Source organism: Bradyrhizobium sp. CCBAU 11386 (genome assembly GCF_028128955.1).
Classification (GTDB): Bacteria; Pseudomonadota; Alphaproteobacteria; order Rhizobiales; family Xanthobacteraceae; genus Bradyrhizobium.
This window is the reverse complement of the sequence record NZ_LBKA01000254.1, coordinates 81,175-98,699: the sequence shown is the minus strand read 5'-3', so window position 1 is coordinate 98,699 and position 17,525 is coordinate 81,175. Positions and strand designations below refer to the sequence as shown.

15 protein-coding genes are annotated in these 17,525 nt (G+C 64.2%); 10 read left to right on the top strand and 5 right to left on the bottom strand.

What is annotated here, in order from left to right:
- Nucleotides 1-189 precede the first annotated feature (189 nt).
- Entirely contained in the window at nucleotides 190-1,410 is a 1,221-nt protein-coding gene (locus XI09_RS35805) for an NAD(P)/FAD-dependent oxidoreductase (RefSeq protein ID WP_271571080.1), read from the top strand.
- A gap of 159 nt (nucleotides 1,411-1,569) precedes the next feature.
- On the opposite strand, the gene rbsK is transcribed toward XI09_RS35805, so the two are convergent.
- Together rbsK and XI09_RS35795 are read right to left on the bottom strand one after the other, a co-directional pair.
- On the bottom strand, nucleotides 1,570-2,478 hold the full coding sequence (gene rbsK, locus XI09_RS35800; RefSeq protein ID WP_271571079.1) for a ribokinase: 909 nt from the start codon (nucleotides 2,476-2,478) through the stop codon (nucleotides 1,570-1,572).
- An 18-nt stretch (nucleotides 2,479-2,496) separates the two neighbouring features.
- The gene (locus XI09_RS35795; protein ID WP_271571078.1) at nucleotides 2,497-3,390 is read right to left on the bottom strand and encodes a sugar kinase; all 894 of its coding nucleotides are present in this window, start codon (nucleotides 3,388-3,390) and stop codon (nucleotides 2,497-2,499) included.
- A gap of 223 nt (nucleotides 3,391-3,613) precedes the next feature.
- On the opposite strand from XI09_RS35795, the gene XI09_RS35790 reads away from it, so the two are divergent.
- The 9 genes from XI09_RS35790 (at nucleotide 3,614) to XI09_RS35750 (ending at nucleotide 13,273) form a co-directional block, all read left to right on the top strand.
- Nucleotides 3,614-4,462, top strand: coding sequence for a VOC family protein (locus XI09_RS35790; protein WP_271571077.1), 849 nt, complete (start codon nucleotides 3,614-3,616; stop codon nucleotides 4,460-4,462).
- A gap of 362 nt (nucleotides 4,463-4,824) precedes the next feature.
- Nucleotides 4,825-5,484, top strand: coding sequence for a TetR/AcrR family transcriptional regulator (locus tag XI09_RS35785; protein WP_271571076.1), 660 nt, complete (start codon nucleotides 4,825-4,827; stop codon nucleotides 5,482-5,484).
- 300 nt (nucleotides 5,485-5,784) lie between these two features.
- A complete protein-coding gene (locus tag XI09_RS35780; protein ID WP_271571075.1) occupies nucleotides 5,785-6,594 on the top strand; it encodes an ABC transporter permease in 810 nt (269 codons plus the stop codon).
- 56 nt (nucleotides 6,595-6,650) lie between these two features.
- Nucleotides 6,651-7,643, top strand: a complete 993-nt coding sequence (locus XI09_RS35775; protein WP_271571074.1) for an ABC transporter substrate-binding protein — start codon at nucleotides 6,651-6,653, stop codon at nucleotides 7,641-7,643.
- A 151-nt stretch (nucleotides 7,644-7,794) separates the two neighbouring features.
- Nucleotides 7,795-8,643: an ABC transporter ATP-binding protein gene (locus tag XI09_RS35770; protein WP_271571073.1), complete on the top strand. Its 849-nt coding sequence runs from the start codon at nucleotides 7,795-7,797 to the stop codon at nucleotides 8,641-8,643.
- 5 nt (nucleotides 8,644-8,648) lie between these two features.
- Nucleotides 8,649-10,046 (top strand): hypothetical protein, encoded by a 1,398-nt coding sequence (locus XI09_RS35765; protein WP_271571072.1) that lies wholly within the window; start codon nucleotides 8,649-8,651, stop codon nucleotides 10,044-10,046.
- Entirely contained in the window at nucleotides 10,043-11,194 is a 1,152-nt protein-coding gene (locus XI09_RS35760) for a Gfo/Idh/MocA family protein (protein ID WP_271571071.1), read from the top strand. The genes XI09_RS35765 and XI09_RS35760 overlap by 4 nt, the downstream gene beginning before the upstream one ends.
- Before the next feature lie 10 nt (nucleotides 11,195-11,204).
- Nucleotides 11,205-12,410, top strand: a complete 1,206-nt coding sequence (locus XI09_RS35755; RefSeq protein WP_271571070.1) for a dihydrodipicolinate synthase family protein — start codon at nucleotides 11,205-11,207, stop codon at nucleotides 12,408-12,410.
- A complete protein-coding gene (locus XI09_RS35750; RefSeq protein WP_271571069.1) occupies nucleotides 12,410-13,273 on the top strand; it encodes a sugar phosphate isomerase/epimerase family protein in 864 nt (287 codons plus the stop codon). The genes XI09_RS35755 and XI09_RS35750 overlap by 1 nt, the downstream gene beginning before the upstream one ends.
- A gap of 28 nt (nucleotides 13,274-13,301) precedes the next feature.
- On the opposite strand, the gene XI09_RS35745 is transcribed toward XI09_RS35750, so the two are convergent.
- The 3 genes from XI09_RS35745 to XI09_RS35735 form a co-directional block, all read right to left on the bottom strand.
- On the bottom strand, nucleotides 13,302-14,807 hold the full coding sequence (locus tag XI09_RS35745) for an adenylate/guanylate cyclase domain-containing protein (RefSeq protein WP_271571068.1): 1,506 nt from the start codon (nucleotides 14,805-14,807) through the stop codon (nucleotides 13,302-13,304).
- 26 nt (nucleotides 14,808-14,833) lie between these two features.
- A complete protein-coding gene (locus XI09_RS35740) occupies nucleotides 14,834-15,973 on the bottom strand; it encodes a substrate-binding protein (protein WP_271571067.1) in 1,140 nt (379 codons plus the stop codon).
- Nucleotides 15,974-16,152: 179 nt separating this feature from the next.
- Entirely contained in the window at nucleotides 16,153-16,908 is a 756-nt protein-coding gene (locus XI09_RS35735; RefSeq protein ID WP_271571066.1) for a hypothetical protein, read from the bottom strand.
- Between the last annotated feature and the right edge of the window lie 617 nt (nucleotides 16,909-17,525).

Sequence of the window (17,525 nt, the reverse complement as noted above, 5' to 3'; positions counted from 1 at the left end):
TCGCAGAAGGCGAGGGGAGACAATCCCTGCGCACCGCCCTTGCGCAAGGCGGAACGATAGGCTCAAATAGGGCCGCCTTTGTTGAGGGACGGACACGAGCGCCGGCTCCTCCTAGGCTAGCCAAGCCAATATCAGCGTGAGAGGAGACGACATGGGTCACGCTCGTGTCTCCGGAAGTGGGCTGTTCCAATGACTGGCGGTCCGGTGATCATTGTCGGCGCCGGCCATGGTGGCTACCAGGTCGCGGCATCCCTGCGGCAGGCCGGTTTTTCCGATCGCGTCTGCCTGATCAATGACGAGGCGCACCTGCCCTATCAGCGGCCGCCTTTGTCCAAGGCCTACATCAAGGGCTCCGCCGGACCGGAGAGCCTGATGTTCCGGCCGGAGAAATTCTACGCGGACCAGACAATCGAGCTGATCGCGGGCCGCGCGGTGTCGATCGACCGCGCCGGGCGCAAGGTCCATCTCGCCTCGGGCGAGACGCTTGACTACGGCCATCTCGTGCTGGCGACCGGCGCGCGCAACCGGCTGCTCGATCTGCCCAACGCCAACCTGCCCGACGTCAAATATCTGCGCATTCTCGACGACAGCGAGGCGCTGCGAAAGATCATGGCGTCGAAGACGCGGGTGGTGGTGATCGGCGCCGGCTTCATCGGCCTGGAATTCGCAGCGACGGCCCGGATCAAGGGGCTGGAGGTCGACGTGCTCGAGCTCGCGCCGCGCGTGATGGCGCGCGCGGTGACGGCGGAGGTCTCGGAGTATTTTCAGGCGCGGCATCGTGAGGCCGGCATCCGCATTCATCTCGGTGTGCAGGCAACCTCCATCGAGGCCGAGGGCGGCAAGGTCACCGGCGTCTCCTTGAGCGACGGCAGGCATCTGCCCGCCGACCTCGTCGTGGTCGGCGTCGGCGTGCTGCCGAACATCGAGCTCGCGGCCGAGGCGGGGTTGCCGGTCGCTGCCGGCATCATCGTCGACGAATATCTCGCGACGGCTGATCCCAACATCTCCGCGATCGGCGATTGCGCGCTGTTCGCAAGCCCGCGCTTCGGCGGCTCGCTGCGGCTGGAATCGGTGCAGAACGCCACCGATCACGCCCGCTGCCTCGCGGCGCGGCTGACCGGCGAGCGCAAGCCTTACGACAGCCATCCCTGGTTCTGGAGCGATCAGGGCGACGACAAGCTCCAGATCGCGGGCCTCACCACCGGCTACGATCGCGTCGTGCTGCGCGGCGACCCCGCCAGGAAGGCGTTCTCGGCGTTCTGCTACAGGGGCGACAGACTGGTCGGCATCGAGTCCATTAACCGCGCCGGCGATCACATGTTCGGCCGCAGATTGCAGGGCATGGACCGCTCGATCACCCCGGAGCAGGCTGCGGATGAAAGCTTTGACCTGAAGAGCGCGCTGGCGTGATCATCTTCTCCCTCTCCCCGCTTGCGGGGAGAGGGTCGGGGTGAGGGGGAGTCTCCACGGGGACGGTGACAGTTGGTCTCGTTGAGACTCCCCCTCACCCGGAATTTGCTCTCGCAAATTCCGGCCTCTCCCCGCAAGCGGGGAGAGGCGAAGAGGCGTCTACATCACCGCCGCCACTTCCGCGGCCGTCGGCATCGACGGCCCCGCGCCCATGCGCTGCACGCTGATCGAGGCGGCGGCGTTGGCGAAGGCGAGCGCCGTGCGTAGGGGGACTTCGTCGGCGAGTTGCGCCGCGAGCGCGCCGACGAAGCAATCGCCGGCACCCGTCGTGTCGACCGCCTTCACCACGCGGCCGGGCACTGAAAGTTCCTCCTGGCCGGCGAGGGCGAGCACGCCGCGCTTGCCGAGCGTGACGCAGATGGTCTGGTCCGCGCGCGCTTGAAGCTGCCGCGCCACGTCGATGATCCGCGCGGCCTCGTCGTTGTCGGAGAGCTCGGTGCCGGCGAGGAAGCCGAGCTCGGTCTCGTTGAGCACGAGGATGTCGACCAGCTCAAGCAGCTCGCGGCCGAATTTCTGCGCCGGCGCCGGGTTGAGCAGCGTCGTTGCCTCCGCCGCCCGCGCTCGCCGGAAGAAGGCGGTAATCGTGGGGAGCGGAATCTCGAATTGGCTGACGGCGACATCGCCTTTGACAAGCGGGACGACACTGACGTCGTCGGCGCTGACCAGCGCATTGGCGCCGGGAATGACGACGATGGTGTTGTCGGCTGCCGCGACCGTGATGATGGCGGTGCCGGTATGCGCCTGCGCCGTCTCCTGGAGATATCCGAGATCGATGCCCTGACCGCCGAGGAACGCCTTCAGCTCGGCGCCGAATGAATCCTCGCCCAGGCGGCCGATCAGCGTGGTCCGGGCGCCGAGCCGCGAGGCCGCGACGGCCTGGTTGGCGCCCTTGCCGCCGGGGAAATACAGCACCTGTTGGCCGGCGACGGTTTCGCCGACTTTTGGATGGCGGTCGGCCGTCGCCACCACATCCATGTTGATGCTGCCGGCGACGTAGACGCGCCCCATTTTGAACCTCTGCGAAGACTAGGCTTTGACCTCGAACTCGTGCCTGACCTTGGCGATGTCGACAAGGGTCGGCAGGCCGGCCTCGTTGCCGAGGCGCTGGATCTTGAAGGTCGAGGCGGCGCGGGCGAAGTCGAAATGCTCGCGCCAGCTTTTGCCGGGATGGGCGAGGTAGGAATAGATATAGGCGCCGTGGAAGACGTCGCCGGCGCCATTGGTGTCGATCACGCGCTCGCGCGGGATCGGCATCGCCGGCATCACCTGGACCGTCCCGGTCTCGTCGTACCAGAGCAGGCCCTTCTCGCCCATGGTGACGCCGCCGATCTTGCAGCCGCGGCTCTTCAGGTAGTCCAGCATCTTCTCCGGCGTCAGGTCCATCTGCTCGCACAGCCGCTCGGCGACGATCGCGACGTCGATGAATTCCAGCAGCTCGTGCGTGTTGGTGCGCAGGCCGCCGCCGTCGAGCGAGGTCAGGATGCCGGCCTCGCGGCAAACCTTGGCGTAGTGGATCGCGGCGTCCGGCTGATGGCCGTCGACGTGCAGCGCGCGGCAATTGCCGAGATTGAGGATCGGAAAGGGATGGATGTGGGAATCGTCGCGGCAGCGGACGATGGCGCGCTTGCCGTCCTTGGGCATGATGAAGGACAGCGAGGACTGGTTCACCTTCCGCGCATGCAGCGAGATCGCGTATTTCGCGCACATGTCCTGGAACATGCGCCCCAGCCAGTCATTGGCCGCCGTGGCGATCAGATCGGGCACGATGCCGAGCTTGGCGCAGCAGAACGCCGCCGTGACCGCGTTGCCGCCGAAGGACACCGCGTAGTCCGAGGCCACGTGCTTCTCGTCGCCGGTCGGCATGTGGTCGGTGATGAAGACGACGTCGATATAGGTCTGTCCGATAAAGAGAGCCTGCATTGCTTGTCCGTGATGCGCTGGGTGGTCCCGGCCGGCTGCTTACCTTAGCACCGCTTCGGCGGGAGCCAAAACATTCGCAGAGCCGAAATATTTGCAGAGTCATGGCGATAGGCGCTTGAGGTCAGTATGGGGCCGGAATACGACCGTGGCAGGGCCAGCATTGCCCGGGCAGAACCGACGACCCCAGGACGTTCGGTTCCGGCCCCGTCGGGAGGGAGGGAACATGATCACCGGCCTCGATCACGTCGTCGCTCTGGTGCGGGATATCGGTGCGGCCAAGGCCGCGTATCAGACGCTCTTGGGGCGCGCGCCGGCCTGGCAGAATTCCGGCGAGGGCGCCGACCGGGTGCTGTTCACCCTCGAGAACATGACGATCGAATTGATGGCGCCGAGCGGCTTCAGCGTCACCGCCGACCGGATGCGCGCGCTGCTCGACGACCATGAAGGCGTGCTCGCCAGCCTGTGCTTTCGTGTCGCAGACATGAGCAGGATGCACCGGCGGCTGGAGCGGGTGGCGCTCAAGCCCGATCCGGTCGCCGAGGTCGAAAGCAGCGATTCTGAATCCGAGGCCGTCCTGCACTGGAAACGCACGCGCGCCGCCACGGAACTCACGCGCGGCGTGCGGATGTTCTTCCTCGAGCTGGCCGAGGAGCGCCCCAGATCGGTCGCGACCGACATTGCGCCGATCGACGCGCTCGACCACGTCGTGATCACCACCGAGGATTCCGAGCGCGCCGCCGCGCTCTATGGCGCGCGGCTCGGGCTTGATCTCGCGCTCGACCGGTCGCACCAGGACTGGGGCCAGCTGATGTTCTTCCGCTGCGGCGACCTCATCGTCGAGGTGGTGCGCCGCCCCGTGGCGGGCGGTGACCTCGCGCATGACCGTCTCTGGGGCCTGAGCTGGCGGGTCGCCGACATCGACGCCACGCGCGCCCGCCTGATCGCCGCCGGCCTCGACGTCACCGAAGTGCGCAACGGCCGCAAGCCGGGAACGCGGGTGATGACGGTCCGGACCGGCACTTGCGGCATCCAGACGGTGTTGCTCGAGCGGTCGCCGAAGCCGGTAGAGTAGGCTCGGACCTCTCCATTCGTCTTTGCGAGGAGCCCTTGCGACGAAGCAATCCAGGCTGTTTCCGCGGTGGCACGCTGGATTGCTTCGCTGCGCTCGCAATGACGGTGTTGAGGCAGCGAACGCCTCTCTCCCCCGTCATTCCGGGGCGTTGCGAAGCGACGAGCCCGGAATCCATTCATCCACATACCCCGCGGCACGATGGATTCCGGGCTCGCGCCCAAGAGGGCGTGCCCCGGAATGACGAAACGTTCTCAAACCCGCGCGCGCGTGTTACAGGACATTCTGACAGCACCCAGCGAGCAACCGGTTTGGCGAAGGCGAAGGCAAAGCGAAATCTGAGATGGCAGCGCGATCCCGAGGGGATGCGGCTGCGCATTCTCGAAGCCGCCAAGCAGGAGTTTTCCGCCCATGGGCTTGCCGGGGCGCGCGTCGACCGCATCGCGGCCAAGGCCGGCGCCAACAAGCGCATGCTCTACTACCACGTCGGCAACAAGGACGAGCTCTATCTCGCGGTGCTCGAAGGCGCCTACGACAAGATCCGCAGCGAGGAGCGCGGGCTCGATCTCGAACATCTCGATCCGCCCGAGGCGATCCGCCGCCTGATCGAATTCACCTGGGGCTATTTCCTGCGCAATCCCGAGTTCCTCTCGCTGCTCCAGACCGAAAACCTCGCGCGCGCAAAGCACCTGAAGCGCTCGACCAAGGTCAAGTCGATGCACTCGCCCTTCGTCGAGATGATCCGCACCGTGGTGCGGCGCGGCGTCGAGAGCGGCGACTTCCAGGTCGCGGTCGATCCGGTGCAGCTCTACATCTCGATCGCGGCGCTCAGCTTCTTCTATCTCTCGAACTCGGCGACGCTGAGCGTGATCTTCGGCCGCGATCTGCTGGCGAAGGACGCCAAGGACGAGCGGCTCGCGCACATGGCGGGCCTCGTGCTGGCCGCACTGACGGGGCGGTCGGCGGAGCTGCTGGAGATCGTCAAGGCGCCGAAGAAGCGCGCGGCCGTGGCGCAGACGGCGTAGAGCTGCGGCTTCGCCGCTTCGTTTGACGCGATATCCCTCCCATCGTCGTCCCGGCCTAGTGCGCAATTGCGCACGGGGGGCCGGGACCCATACCGCGTGATCTATCGATGGCGCGTGGTGCTGATCCCGAACAGCCAGTCTTCGCCAAACTTTGCCCTGTGGTTATGGGTCCCGGCCTTCGCCGGGACGACACCAAATTTGCCGACCCCCCGCGCAAAACGTCACAGGGAAAGGTCTGGACAGTATTTATCCAACGGGTTAATTTCTCCGGAGAACGAAGAAGAATGCCGGGAGGGAAAATTGGCCGAACCGAAGCAGCAAGGTGCGGTGTCCAGGGTGCTGAACGCGGCCTGGGTTCGGCCGTTTTTGTTCCTAGTCTTCATCGTGATCGCCTGGGATCTCGCGATCCGGGTGTTCAGGATTCCCGCCTACCAGATCCCGTCGCCGGCCGACGTCGTCGCGGTGCTGCGCACCGAATGGCCGGAACTGCTGCGCCAGTCCTGGCCGACCACCTACGCGACCGTCTGCGGCTTTCTGCTCTCGGCGCTGTTCGGCATTCCCGTCGCCATGCTGATCGCGGGCTCGAAGACGGTGGAGAGCTACGTCTATCCGCTGCTGGTGTTTTCCCAGTCCGTGCCGAAGATCGCGATCGCGCCGCTGTTCGTGGTCTGGTTCGGTTTCGGCATCATTCCAAAAGTGATTTCCGCCTTCCTGCTCGGCTTCTTCCCGGTGGTGGTCTCGGCGGTGCAGGGCTTCAAATCGGTCGATCCCGACATGGTCGATCTCGCCCGCGCGATGCAGGGCAGCCGCTTCCAGGTGTTCCGCGCGGTGAACCTGCCGCATGCGCTGCCGGCGATCTTCTCCGGCCTCAAAGTCTCAGTGACGCTCGCGGTGGTCGGCGCCGTCGTCGGCGAGTTCGTCGGCTCCAATTCCGGCATCGGCTATGTGATGCAGCGCTCGATCGGCACCTTCGACCTGCCGACCATGTTCGCGGCGCTCGTGATCCTGGCGCTGCTCGGCGTCATTTTGTTTTGGATCGTGGACCGGATCGAGAAGCTGGTCATTCCCTGGCATGTCAGCCAGCGCGAGGACGTGATTTTCGCTGCGTAAGCGAAGCAACGAACGGCCACCAACGGCCGAAACAACAACGACAAGGGAGAGTGACGATGAAGCGGTGGATAGGGGCTGCATCAGTGGCGCTGCTGGCGTTCGCGGCCATGCCGGCGCAGGCGGCCGACAAGGTCGTGCTGATGCTGAACTGGTACGTCTATGGCGAGCACGCGCCGTTCTATTACGGCAAGGCCAAGGGCATCTACGCGGCCGAAGGCATCGAGCTCGAGATCCAGGAAGGCCGCGGCTCGGCTGCGACCACGCAGGCCGTCGCCGCCAAGACCGCCGACTTCGGCTATGTCGACGTGCCCACCATGATGCGGGCCGCCATCAAGGGCGCGCCTGTGGTCGCGACGGGTGTGCTGCTCCAGACCTCACCAATGTCCGCGATGGGCTTCGTCGACAAGAACATCAGGAGGCCCGACGACATCAAGGGCAAGACGGTGGCGATCACGCCGGCGGACTCCATGACCCAGATCTGGCCGCTGTTCCTGAAGAAGACCGGCCTGAAGGAGAGCGACTTCCAGACCGTCGCCGGCGATGGCCAGACCAAGCTCAACGCGGTCATCAACGGCCAGGCTGACCTGCTGCTCGGCTACGTCATGGACCAGTCGATGAAGATCAAGGACGCCACCGGCAAGGACGTCTATCCGATCAAGTTCGCCGACTACGGGATCAACATGGTCTCGTCAGGCATCATCGCCAACGCCGACTATGTGAAGGCCAATGCCGATCTCGTCCGCCGCTTCATGTCGGCGACGACCAAGGCGGTCGAAGCCGCCGAGAAGGAGCCGAAGGCGGCGGCGCAGGCGATCCTCGATACCAATCCGAAAGGCGGCAAGATCGACACGCTGACGCAGGGCTTTGAGCTGACCATTCCGCTCTATCGGACGGCGGAGACCAAGAGCAAGCGGCCGTTCCAGGTCACCGACCAGAACATGACCGAGACCGTCAATCTGCTGGTCGAATATGGCGGGCTCGACGCCAAGGCCAAGGAGAACCCGAAGGCGTTCTACACCAACGATTATCTTCCGAAGAGCGGCTCGTGAGCCACCGATACCCACTGTCGTCCCTGCGCACGCAGGGACCCATAACCACCGGCCTTGGTTGTTACGGAAGGTCTCGTCCCGCGTGCCCGAACGTGCCGACACGGCGTATGGGTCCCTGCGTGCGCAGGGACGACGGGTGGAGAGGACTGCGATGACCCCCGCGACCAAGCCAATCGATGCCAGCCAGCCGGCCGCGCATCTGAGACTGGTGAGCGACCGGGCTGCCGGCGAGGCGTCGGGCATCAAGCTATCAGGCGTGTCGAAGACCTACCGGACGCGCGACGGCGACGTGCCGTCGCTGCGGCCGCTCGATTTTGACATCAACGACGGCGAGTTCTTCGTCGTGGTCGGCCCAAGCGGCTGCGGCAAGTCCACGCTGCTCAAGCTGATCTCGGGCCTGCTGCCGCCGACATCAGGCGAGATCCTGGTCGAGGGCGAGAAGGTGACGAAGCCGCACGGCAATGTCGGCATCGTGTTCCAGAACGCGCTGCTGCTGCCATGGCGCAACATCCTGTCCAACGTGATGCTGCCGATCGACATGAAGCGGCTGCCGCGACAAAAATACCTCGACCGCGCCAAGGCGCTCTTGAAGCTGGTCGGGCTCGAAGGTTTCGAGAAGAAGCTGCCCTGGCAGCTCTCCGGCGGCATGCAGCAGCGTGCCTCGATCTGCCGTGCGCTGGTGCACGATCCCAAGATCATGCTGATGGACGAGCCGTTCGGCGCACTCGACGCGCTGACGCGCGAGCGCATGAATGTCGAGCTGATGCGGATCCAGCGCGAGACGAAGAAGACCGTGCTGCTGATCACGCATTCGATTCCCGAGGCCGTGTTCCTCGCCGACCGCGTGCTGGTCATGACCGAGCGTCCCGGCGCGGTCGCCGCGATCTACGACGTGCCGCTGCCGCGCCCGCGTTCGCTCGACGTGATGGCCGATCCTGTCTTCACCGAGCTGGTGCAGCGCATACGCAAGCATTTCTTCTCGCAAGGGGCATTGGACTGACGACCATGGCGCCGCGCCTGAAGCTGCGAGACATCGCCTTCTTCGAACGTCCCGTGCAGTTCGCGCGGCCGTTCCGCTTTGGCGCTGTTACCATCAACGCGACGCCGCAGTTGTTCGTGCGGGCCGAGATCGAGGTCGAGGGCAGGGGGACCGCAATCGGCGCCAGCGCCGAACTGCTGGTGCCGAAATGGTTCGACAAGCGGCCGGAGCTGTCGCCGGTGCAGACGGTCGACGGTCTGCGCCGCTCGCTTCAGATCGCGCGCGGGCTCTATCTGGCACGGACTGGATTTCTGACGGCGTTCGACCTGCATGCGTCGTGCATCGGTGCCCAGGTCGCGACTTGCGCAAAGAAGAACATTCCGCCGCTCGCCGCCGCCTATGGTCCGGCGGAGATCGACAAGGCGGTCCTCGATGCGCTGCTGCGCGGCGTTGAGACCAGCTTTTTCGATGGAATGGCCGGCAACATCGCCGGTATCGATGCGCGACTATCGCCCGACCTGAAGGACGCGGAGATCGCGGCGTTTCTGTCCAGTCGGAAGCCGCTGCCGCGCGTTGCTATCAGGCATACCGTCGGCCTCGACGATACGGTCGAAGGTAAGGGCGGCGTCGCCGACGCTCATGAGAACGCTGGTGCGAGTTACTTCAAGCTGAAGCTGTCGGGTGATCCCGCAGCCGACGTAGCGCGGCTGGCGCGGATCGGCAAAGAGCTCGATACGCTCGGACACGGCTACAAAGTGACGCTCGATGCGAACGAGCAGTACGCCGATCTCGCGGCGCTTCAGGCGTTGATCGATCGGCTCGATCGTGCCCCCGACCTTGGACCGATCGCTTCTCGGTTGCTCTATATTGAACAGCCGATGCCGCGTGATATCACACGGCAGTCGCCGCTCGGCTCGCTCGCCGCGCGCGGTTTCATCATCGATGAGGCCGACGATTCCTACGATGCCTTCCCTGCCGCTCGGGCGCTCGGCTATCACGGCATCTCCTCGAAGTCCTGCAAGGGGCTCTACAAGTCCGTCGTCAACGCGACGCGCGCGGCAAAATGGAGCGGGGGCGGCGAAAAGTTCTTCGTCACCGGCGAGGACCTCACCTGCCAGGCCGGCCTTGCCGTGCAGCAGGACCTCGCGCTCGGCGCCTTCCTCGGCATCGCCCATGCCGAACGCAACGGCCACCACTATGTCGACGGCTTTGGCGACACGCCCGCCGCGGAAGCGCAGGCCTTCGCGGCCGCGCATCCCGATCTCTATGCCGATGCCGGCCACGGCATCCGGCTCTCCATTCACGACGGCGATCTCCTGACGGGGTCGCTCAACGCAACGGGCTTTGCGACCTCGGTCCATCCGGACTGGCCGGCCCTCCGCCCGCTCGAACAGCCAAAATCACTCTGGGAGAAATCGGCATGACCACGCAGCGCCTCGGCCTCATCATGAACGGCGTCACCGGCCGCATGGGGCTCAACCAGCATCTGATCCGCTCGATCGTCGCGATCCGCGAGCAGGGCGGCGTCCGCTTGAAGAACGGCGACCGCGTGATGCCCGATCCGATCCTGGTCGGCCGCAGCGCCGAGAAGGTCGAGGCCCTGGCCAAGCGGTTCAACATCACGCGCTGGACCACCGACCTTGATGCGGCGCTGGCCGACAACAACGACACCATGTTCTTCGACGCCGCGACCACGCAGGCGCGTCCGGGCCTTCTGACCCAGGCCATCAATGCCGGCAAGCACGTCTATTGCGAGAAGCCGATCGCGACGAACTTCGAGGAGGCGCTCGAGGTCGTGAAGCTCGCCAACGCCAAGGGCGTCAAGCACGGCACCGTGCAGGACAAGCTGTTCCTGCCGGGCCTGAAGAAGATCGCCTTCCTGCGCGATTCCGGCTTCTTCGGCCGCATCCTCTCGGTGCGCGGCGAGTTCGGCTATTGGGTGTTCGAGGGCGGCTGGCAGGAGGCGCAGCGGCCGTCCTGGAACTACCGCGACGAGGACGGCGGCGGCATTATCCTCGACATGGTCTGCCACTGGCGCTACGTGCTCGACAACCTCTTCGGCAACGTCCAGAGCGTGGTCTGCATCGGCAACACCGACATCCCCGAGCGTTTCGATGAGCAGGGCAGGAAGTACAAGGCGACCGCTGACGATTCCGCCTACGCCACGTTTCAGCTCGAGGGCGGCGTCATCGCCCATATCAACATGTCCTGGGTGACGCGCGTCTATCGCGACGATCTCGTCACCTTCCAGGTCGACGGTACGCTCGGCTCGGCCGTCGCTGGCCTTTCGGACTGCATGATCCAGGCGCGGCAGGCGACACCTCGGCCGGTGTGGAATCCGGACGAGAAGCGGCTGCATGATTTCTACGGCGACTGGCAGAAGCTGCCGGACAACGTCTCCTACGACAACGGTTTCAAGGAACAGTGGGAGATGTTCATCCGTCACGTCTACGAGGATGCGCCCTACAAGTTCACGCTGCTTGAAGGCGCCAAGGGCGTGCAGCTCGCCGAATGCGCGCTGAAGAGCTGGAAGGAGCGGCGCTGGATCGACGTCGCCCCGATCAAGGCCTGAGGAGGGAAGTATGAACAAGCCCGTCCTGCCCAAGCCTGCTCCTTCAATGTCGTCCTTGTCGCTCAAGCTGCCTAAGGCCGATCGTTCAATCGAGACCTACCGGCTCGCGGCCTCGCGAACGTTCCCGGCGAAGCTTGAGGGACCGCTGAACCGCATCGCGTTCTCCGCCGTGCACACGGTGGCCGATCCCTTTGCCGACAACGACCCGTGGCTCTCCGCATCTGTTGACTGGGACAAGACCATCGCCTTCCGCGAGCACGTCTGGGACCTCGGTCTCGGCGTCGCCGAAGCCATGGACACCGCGCAGCGCGGCATGGGGCTGGACTGGCCGACCTCGCTGGAGCTGATCACGCGCTCGGTCGGCGCTGCCAGGCGTCGCAACGCGCTGGTGTTCTCCGGCGCCGGCACGGACCATCTTGCGGTCGAGGATGCCAGGAGTCTCGACGACGTGATCCGCGCCTATGAGGAGCAGATCTCGGCAGTCGAGAAGGTCGGCGGCCGCATCATCCTGATGGCGTCGCGCGCGCTGGCAAAACTCGGTCGCGGCGCCGACGACTATGCGAAGGTCTACAACCGTGTGCTGTCGCAGGTCCGTGAGCCCGTGATCATCCACTGGCTCGGCGACATGTTCGATCCTGCACTGACGGGATATTGGGGTACCAAGGACCTCGACAAGGCCATGGATGTTGCGGTGGCCATCATCAACAACAACGCCGCCAAGGTGGACGGCGTCAAGGTCTCGCTGCTCGACAAACAGCGCGAGATCGACATGCGCCGCCGCCTGGACAGGCGCATCAAGATGTACACCGGCGACGACTTCAACTACGGGGAGCTGATTGCCGGCGATAGCCAAGGCTTCTCGCATGCGCTGCTCGGCATCTTCGACGCGATCGCACCGGCGGCGTCCTACGCGCTGTCGCGGCTCGCTGCCGGCGACGAGGCAGGCTTCCACGACGTGCTGGGGCCGACCGTGCCGCTGTCGCGCCACATCTTCAAGGCGCCGACGCGCTTCTACAAGACCGGCGTGGTGTTCATGGCGTACCTCAACGGCCATCAGGATCATTTCACCATGGTGGGCGGGCAGGAGAGTGCGCGCTCCATGCTGCATCTGGCCGAGCTGTTCCGGCTGGCCGATCAGGCCGGTCTCCTCGCCAATCCGGAACTGGCGGCGCGGCGGATGAAGACCGTGCTGGCCTCGCGCGGACTGGACGCCTGATGCGCGATTTTTCGTCCGACCACCGCTGGCTGTCGCTGAACACGGCAACGGTCCGCAAACAGGGTGACCTCGTCGAGATCATCGACGCCTGTGCAAAGCACGGCATCCGCGCCATCGATCCCTGGCGCGACCAGGTCGCTGCCGTCGGTCTCGATCGCGCCGCCCGCGCGGTGCGCGATGCCGGGCTCGATCTGTCTGGCTATTGCCGCGGCGGCATGTTCACCTCGGACGCGCCGCGCCGCACCGAGGTGCGCGACGACAACCGGCGCTGCGTCGATGAAGCCAAGGCGCTGGGCGCGTCCTGTATCGTGTTGGTCGTAGGCGGCCTGCCGCAATATTCGCGGCCGGGCAGCGAGGCGTCGAAGGATATCGTGGCGGCGCGCGGGCAGGTCGAGGAGGCCCTTGCCGACATGCTCGACTATGCCAAGCAGGCAAAGCTGCCGCTGGCGATCGAGCCCTTGCACCCCGCCTACGCCGCCGACCGCGCCTGCGTGAACACGACGAAGCAGGCGCTCGACATCTGCGACCGGCTCGACCCCGGCCGCACCGGCATGCTCGGCGTCGCACTCGATGTCTATCACATCTGGTGGGACCCGGAGCTGATGGACCAGATCGCGCGTGCTGGCAAGGACCGGCTGCTGGCGTTCCATGTCTGCGACTGGCTGGTGCCGACCAGGGACATCCTCAACGACCGCGGCATGATGGGTGACGGCGTCATCGACATCAAATCGGTGCGCAAAGCGGTCGAAGCGCAGGGTTTTGCCGGCTATTCGGAGATCGAGATATTCTCCAACGACTGGTGGAGCAAGCCCATGGACGAGGTGCTGCGCACCTGCATCGCGCGGCACAGGACGGTGGTGTAGCTCCCACGCGCGCTGCCCTTGCGGTCGTTCATGTCTGCGCCGGCGGGATTGTTATGCGATGGACTTCCATCTTTTGACCGACCCCCTTCAGGTTCTCGTAGTTGCACGACACCGAGCGTGATCTGACGATGTCAGCGACGCCCGGTGCCTCCATCACTGTTGCGCTGATGCAGACTTCGTTGACATCGGCGAGACCTTGCACGCGTGCGGCGATATTCACGTCCTGCCCGAAATAGTCGATCCGGTCGTTGAGATTCACCGCAATCGCCCGACCCCTATGGACACCGACCTTGAGGCCCAGTGGCCGCGAAGCGGTCTGGTTGAATCGCGACAGTTCTTCGATCATCTCGATGGCGGCACAAACGGCGTCCTGGGGACGCTCGAACCCGGCCATGACCGCGTCGCCGATCGTCTTGATAATGATGCCGGATCGTTCCCGGATGATCCTGTTCAAGATCTCGAAGTGCTGACGAACCAAAAAATACGCGTTCACGTCACCAACGCTTTCATACAGCGGGGTCGACTTCTTCAGATCGGTGAACAGGTAAGTCATGTCCGAGATATTGAGGCTCTCGCCCTCATCCACCAGCTGCGCCTTGTAGAGTTCACGGAAGCTCGGGGTGAGCAGCAGCCGCTTGCCGGAAAGAAACGGTTCATATTCGACCAGATGGGGCGCGAAACCTGGGGGATACTGGACGAACCAGAAGCGACCGCGATCGTCGGTGCGGTTCTCGATCCGGATGGTGTGCTTGCCTGGGCTGAGATCGGCCGTCTGCCGGAACGAAAAGCGTCCGTCGCCGAGGACCATGTCTTTCGGTGCCGTCGGCCGGTCCGGTACATGGAAGCGGCCCGACTCGAGTTGCACCAGCGTCCCTTGCGGCTCTGCCGGCTCCCCGTTCGCGAAGAAGACCAGAAGGAGCTTGTGGCTCAAATCCAGCACCTCGAAACGGCCAGCTGTGACATCGAAGTCGAAGCTGCGGTTCTCATGGGCCTCGATATCGGCGAATCCCCGTGAGAGCGCAGCCACGAGCTGCTGATGCGTCATTCCATGCGGAGCGATGAAGCCTTTGGAAAAGTTGTAACGCAGGTAAAAATCCTCGACAGACAGCCTCTCGGGATGGCGGAATATGATGTCGCGGACGCCGTTCGACACCGTAAATGCGACCTGAATGTAGTCGTCCAGCGCCACATCGTTGATCGCGTTGCAGAACGCGCACTGAAAGCGTGGATGGACCTGGTCGAGCTCGCGGAAGCTGCCGGCGACCTGCGGGCAATAGGCGCAGATCAGCAGCCAGTCCATATCGAACAGGCCCACCTTGGCAGCGTGCACGAACAGCTCGATCGCGTCCGCCTCGGACATGCGGACGGCGCCGCCGTATTGGATGGGGTTGACGCGAAGAAGATCATAGTCGTCGGCGGTCCGGATGAAGCGCTCGAGCTCCGGCAGGACATTCGGTGCCCAGCTTTTTGCCGCTCCGAGCGCGGCGAGACGCTGGCTCAGGAGACTCTCGTTGACTGGAGACGGGACATTCATCTCACGCTCCCTAACTGATGGGCTGACTACGCTATCGGTCTCCGGCCGGACTCCGCGACGGACGGCACCCTCGCCTCGTCCGGCGCGATAGCCCCCAGGTTCTCGACGATCTCGAAACGGCCGCTCTTCGCCTTTGCGATATACATGTTCATGCGGACGTGGTGCTGGCCGGGAACCATCTCCGCTGGACCGCCCGGCCCCTCGGCGATCCCCGCGTGATCAAGCGCAGCGATGACGTCCTCCTGGCGCAGCGAGCCGGCCTCGTTCACGGCCGCCGCCCAGAGCTTGATCCCACGGTAGAGGCCGGAGCAGGCGCTGCCGCCCGTGAACTGCTCCTTGCCGGGATAGCGCTTGTCGTACGCGCCGAGCAGCGTCTTGCTGAAGGGATCGCTGACGTTCTGGTAGAAGTCGAGGCAGCCGTAGAGGCCCTCCACATGCGGCGCGGGCAGCAGGCCGAGCAGGTTCTCGTCGAAATAGGTGCAGATCAACTGCCCGCCGCGGTCCTGAAAACCGGCGTTGTGGAGTTGCGCGAAGAAGGGCACAACCCCGGGTGGAACGATGGTGTTGAACACCACTTCCGAGCCGCTGGACATGATCCTCGCAACTGTCTCGTCGTACTCCATGTGATCGAGGGGATGGTATTCCTCGCCGACGATGCTGCCGCCATTGGCGGTGACGAGCCGGCGGACCCTCTCGTTCATCACGTGCGGCCAGATGTAGTCTGCGGACGGCAGGTAGAATGTCCTGGCACCGGTCTTGTGCATCAGCCAGGGAATGAGCGGGTCGAGCTGCTGCGCCGGCACCGGGCCGGTGCAGAAGATCAGCGGGTCGCATTCCTGCCCTTCGTATTGCTCGGGGTAGATGTAGAGCGTCCTGCCCTTCACGACGGCGGGGCCCTTGATGGCCTGCCGCGTGGAGCTGTAGATGCCGCCGAAGATCACATCCACCTTGTCCTGCGACACAAGCTTGGCCGCCTTGGCCGCCGCGACCGCGTCGGTCGTTGCACCGTCCTCGAGGTAGAGTTCGATCTTCCGCCCCAGCAGGCCGCCATTGGCGTTGATCTCGTCAACCACCATCCTTGCCACGTTGGCGTTTGCGCGGCCCATGAACGAAAGTGCTCCGGTCTCCTCCGCGATCATGCCGACTTTGATGGACGCTTGTGTCATGGCAGATTCTCCCCTGAGCTTTGTGCCCGCAAGCCGAGGTGCGGCTATATCGACGCGAAGTCCACCCGAAGCGTCTTTCGGTCTCGGCAAGCTTGTGACCGCCGGCAACCTCTTGCTCGATGAAACGACGCGAGTTTTCAGGCGCGATCCCGACCGCGCCGCTGCGCACACCTGGAAATTCAGCGATCGACTAGTGCTACGGCCTCCTGTTCCTCGGCAGGTGCGGCTTCATTGGTCCGCACGAATACAAAACGGGATGCCACGGAGATCTGTGCGTCGGCGCTGCCATCCTGGCCGATGAGAATTAGTCCCGCTCCGCCATTGGCTACATTCAAGATGACGGGGGCGCCCTTCCACGTCCTGATTGGCTCCATTCCGATGACGAGGAATTCGCCGATCGGCTGGTCAAAATATTGCAGTCTCAGCTGTGGCCCGACTTCTGCCGCCGCGAGGCCGAAACCCAGCTGTTTGGCGCGCGCATAAATGTCCGCCAGCGACGCAGTATCGGTCTTAAAGCCGAGTTCGGCTGCCGACACCGTAAAAAGCTCTACGCTTGTTTTCGTGCCGCGAAGGGTAAAGGTCGGTCGTGCGAGAATTTCGCCAGCCGAGTTTCCGATGCCGCAACCTACCGCATCCAATGCGTTACTGAGGGCAAAGAAATTTGCAAACGTCCCGATTGTGATCGTCTTCCACACGGGAACATCGACGGCGGATTTGATCAGGATTTGCAGCCTGTCGGCTGACGGAGCTTTCTTGAGCCTTAGTTGGTTCTGCAGGACATCTCGCGCCGTGCATTGAGCTCTGGCTTCGCTCGCAAACAGGAGAGTGCATGCGGTACAGAGCATCGCAACAATGAGAATGCCACAGCGGCGCCATCCTGGCGAATGACACTCTTTGGCATGGCAACTGACTTTCTTGCCAGCTGTTCGGTCCATAACGGACCTCTCTTGCGCTAATGCAGCGCCAAAAAAATCAAACGTTCACTTCACAATGGTCGGGCCGGTTCACGGCAGAAAAGCCGTCGTTCTTGCAGCCTATAGAGTTTGGTCCCGGAAATCCCCCAAAGGTTCAGCGACGATGACGCGGGATGACGAACTCAATATAGGTCAGCGTGGGTGCACTTCTTGCGGAGGGGCTTGAGCGCACCAGGGTAGCGATAACGGAGCGGAAGGTGCGTGCCGCGACGGCAGCGGAGATCGAGCTGCAGCTCGTGTGGGTCAGCGAGCTGGGAGTACCACCAATGATGAGGTGGACAGCCATCAGCTTTCAGGCAGAATGTCATCACCCCGATGCCGCAGCCTCGCCACAGTATGTGCCAGATCGGATGCGGTAATCGGTGGCATCAACGATCAGCAGGCTCGGCGGATGTACCCACGCCTGATGATCTTGAATGGCCCCGACGTGTCATCGTCGGGGCCATTGTTGTCATCGGCGTGCAAGGCTGGCGACCTTTGCCGAGCGCGCCGGCGTGGTCCAGCCTTGGACCCGTTTCATTGCGGCGAACGTTTCATTGCGGCGAAAAGGAAAGACCGCCCGAAGGCGGTCTTGCAGT

Coding starts and splice junctions, on each gene's coding strand:
- XI09_RS35770 (WP_271571073.1), top strand. CDS start 7,795: ATGACCCCCGCGACCAAGCCAATCGATGCCAGCCAGCCGGCCGCGCAT.
- rbsK (WP_271571079.1), bottom strand. CDS start 2,478: ATGGGGCGCGTCTACGTCGCCGGCAGCATCAACATGGATGTGGTGGCG.
- XI09_RS35745 (WP_271571068.1), bottom strand. CDS start 14,807: ATGAATGTCCCGTCTCCAGTCAACGAGAGTCTCCTGAGCCAGCGTCTC.
- XI09_RS35760 (WP_271571071.1), top strand. CDS start 10,043: ATGACCACGCAGCGCCTCGGCCTCATCATGAACGGCGTCACCGGCCGC.
- XI09_RS35755 (WP_271571070.1), top strand. CDS start 11,205: ATGAACAAGCCCGTCCTGCCCAAGCCTGCTCCTTCAATGTCGTCCTTG.
- XI09_RS35765 (WP_271571072.1), top strand. CDS start 8,649: ATGGCGCCGCGCCTGAAGCTGCGAGACATCGCCTTCTTCGAACGTCCC.
- XI09_RS35750 (WP_271571069.1), top strand. CDS start 12,410: ATGCGCGATTTTTCGTCCGACCACCGCTGGCTGTCGCTGAACACGGCA.
- XI09_RS35795 (WP_271571078.1), bottom strand. CDS start 3,390: ATGCAGGCTCTCTTTATCGGACAGACCTATATCGACGTCGTCTTCATC.
- XI09_RS35790 (WP_271571077.1), top strand. CDS start 3,614: ATGATCACCGGCCTCGATCACGTCGTCGCTCTGGTGCGGGATATCGGT.
- XI09_RS35805 (WP_271571080.1), top strand. CDS start 190: ATGACTGGCGGTCCGGTGATCATTGTCGGCGCCGGCCATGGTGGCTAC.
- XI09_RS35785 (WP_271571076.1), top strand. CDS start 4,825: ATGCGGCTGCGCATTCTCGAAGCCGCCAAGCAGGAGTTTTCCGCCCAT.
- XI09_RS35735 (WP_271571066.1), bottom strand. CDS start 16,908: ATGGACCGAACAGCTGGCAAGAAAGTCAGTTGCCATGCCAAAGAGTGT.
- XI09_RS35775 (WP_271571074.1), top strand. CDS start 6,651: ATGAAGCGGTGGATAGGGGCTGCATCAGTGGCGCTGCTGGCGTTCGCG.
- XI09_RS35740 (WP_271571067.1), bottom strand. CDS start 15,973: ATGACACAAGCGTCCATCAAAGTCGGCATGATCGCGGAGGAGACCGGA.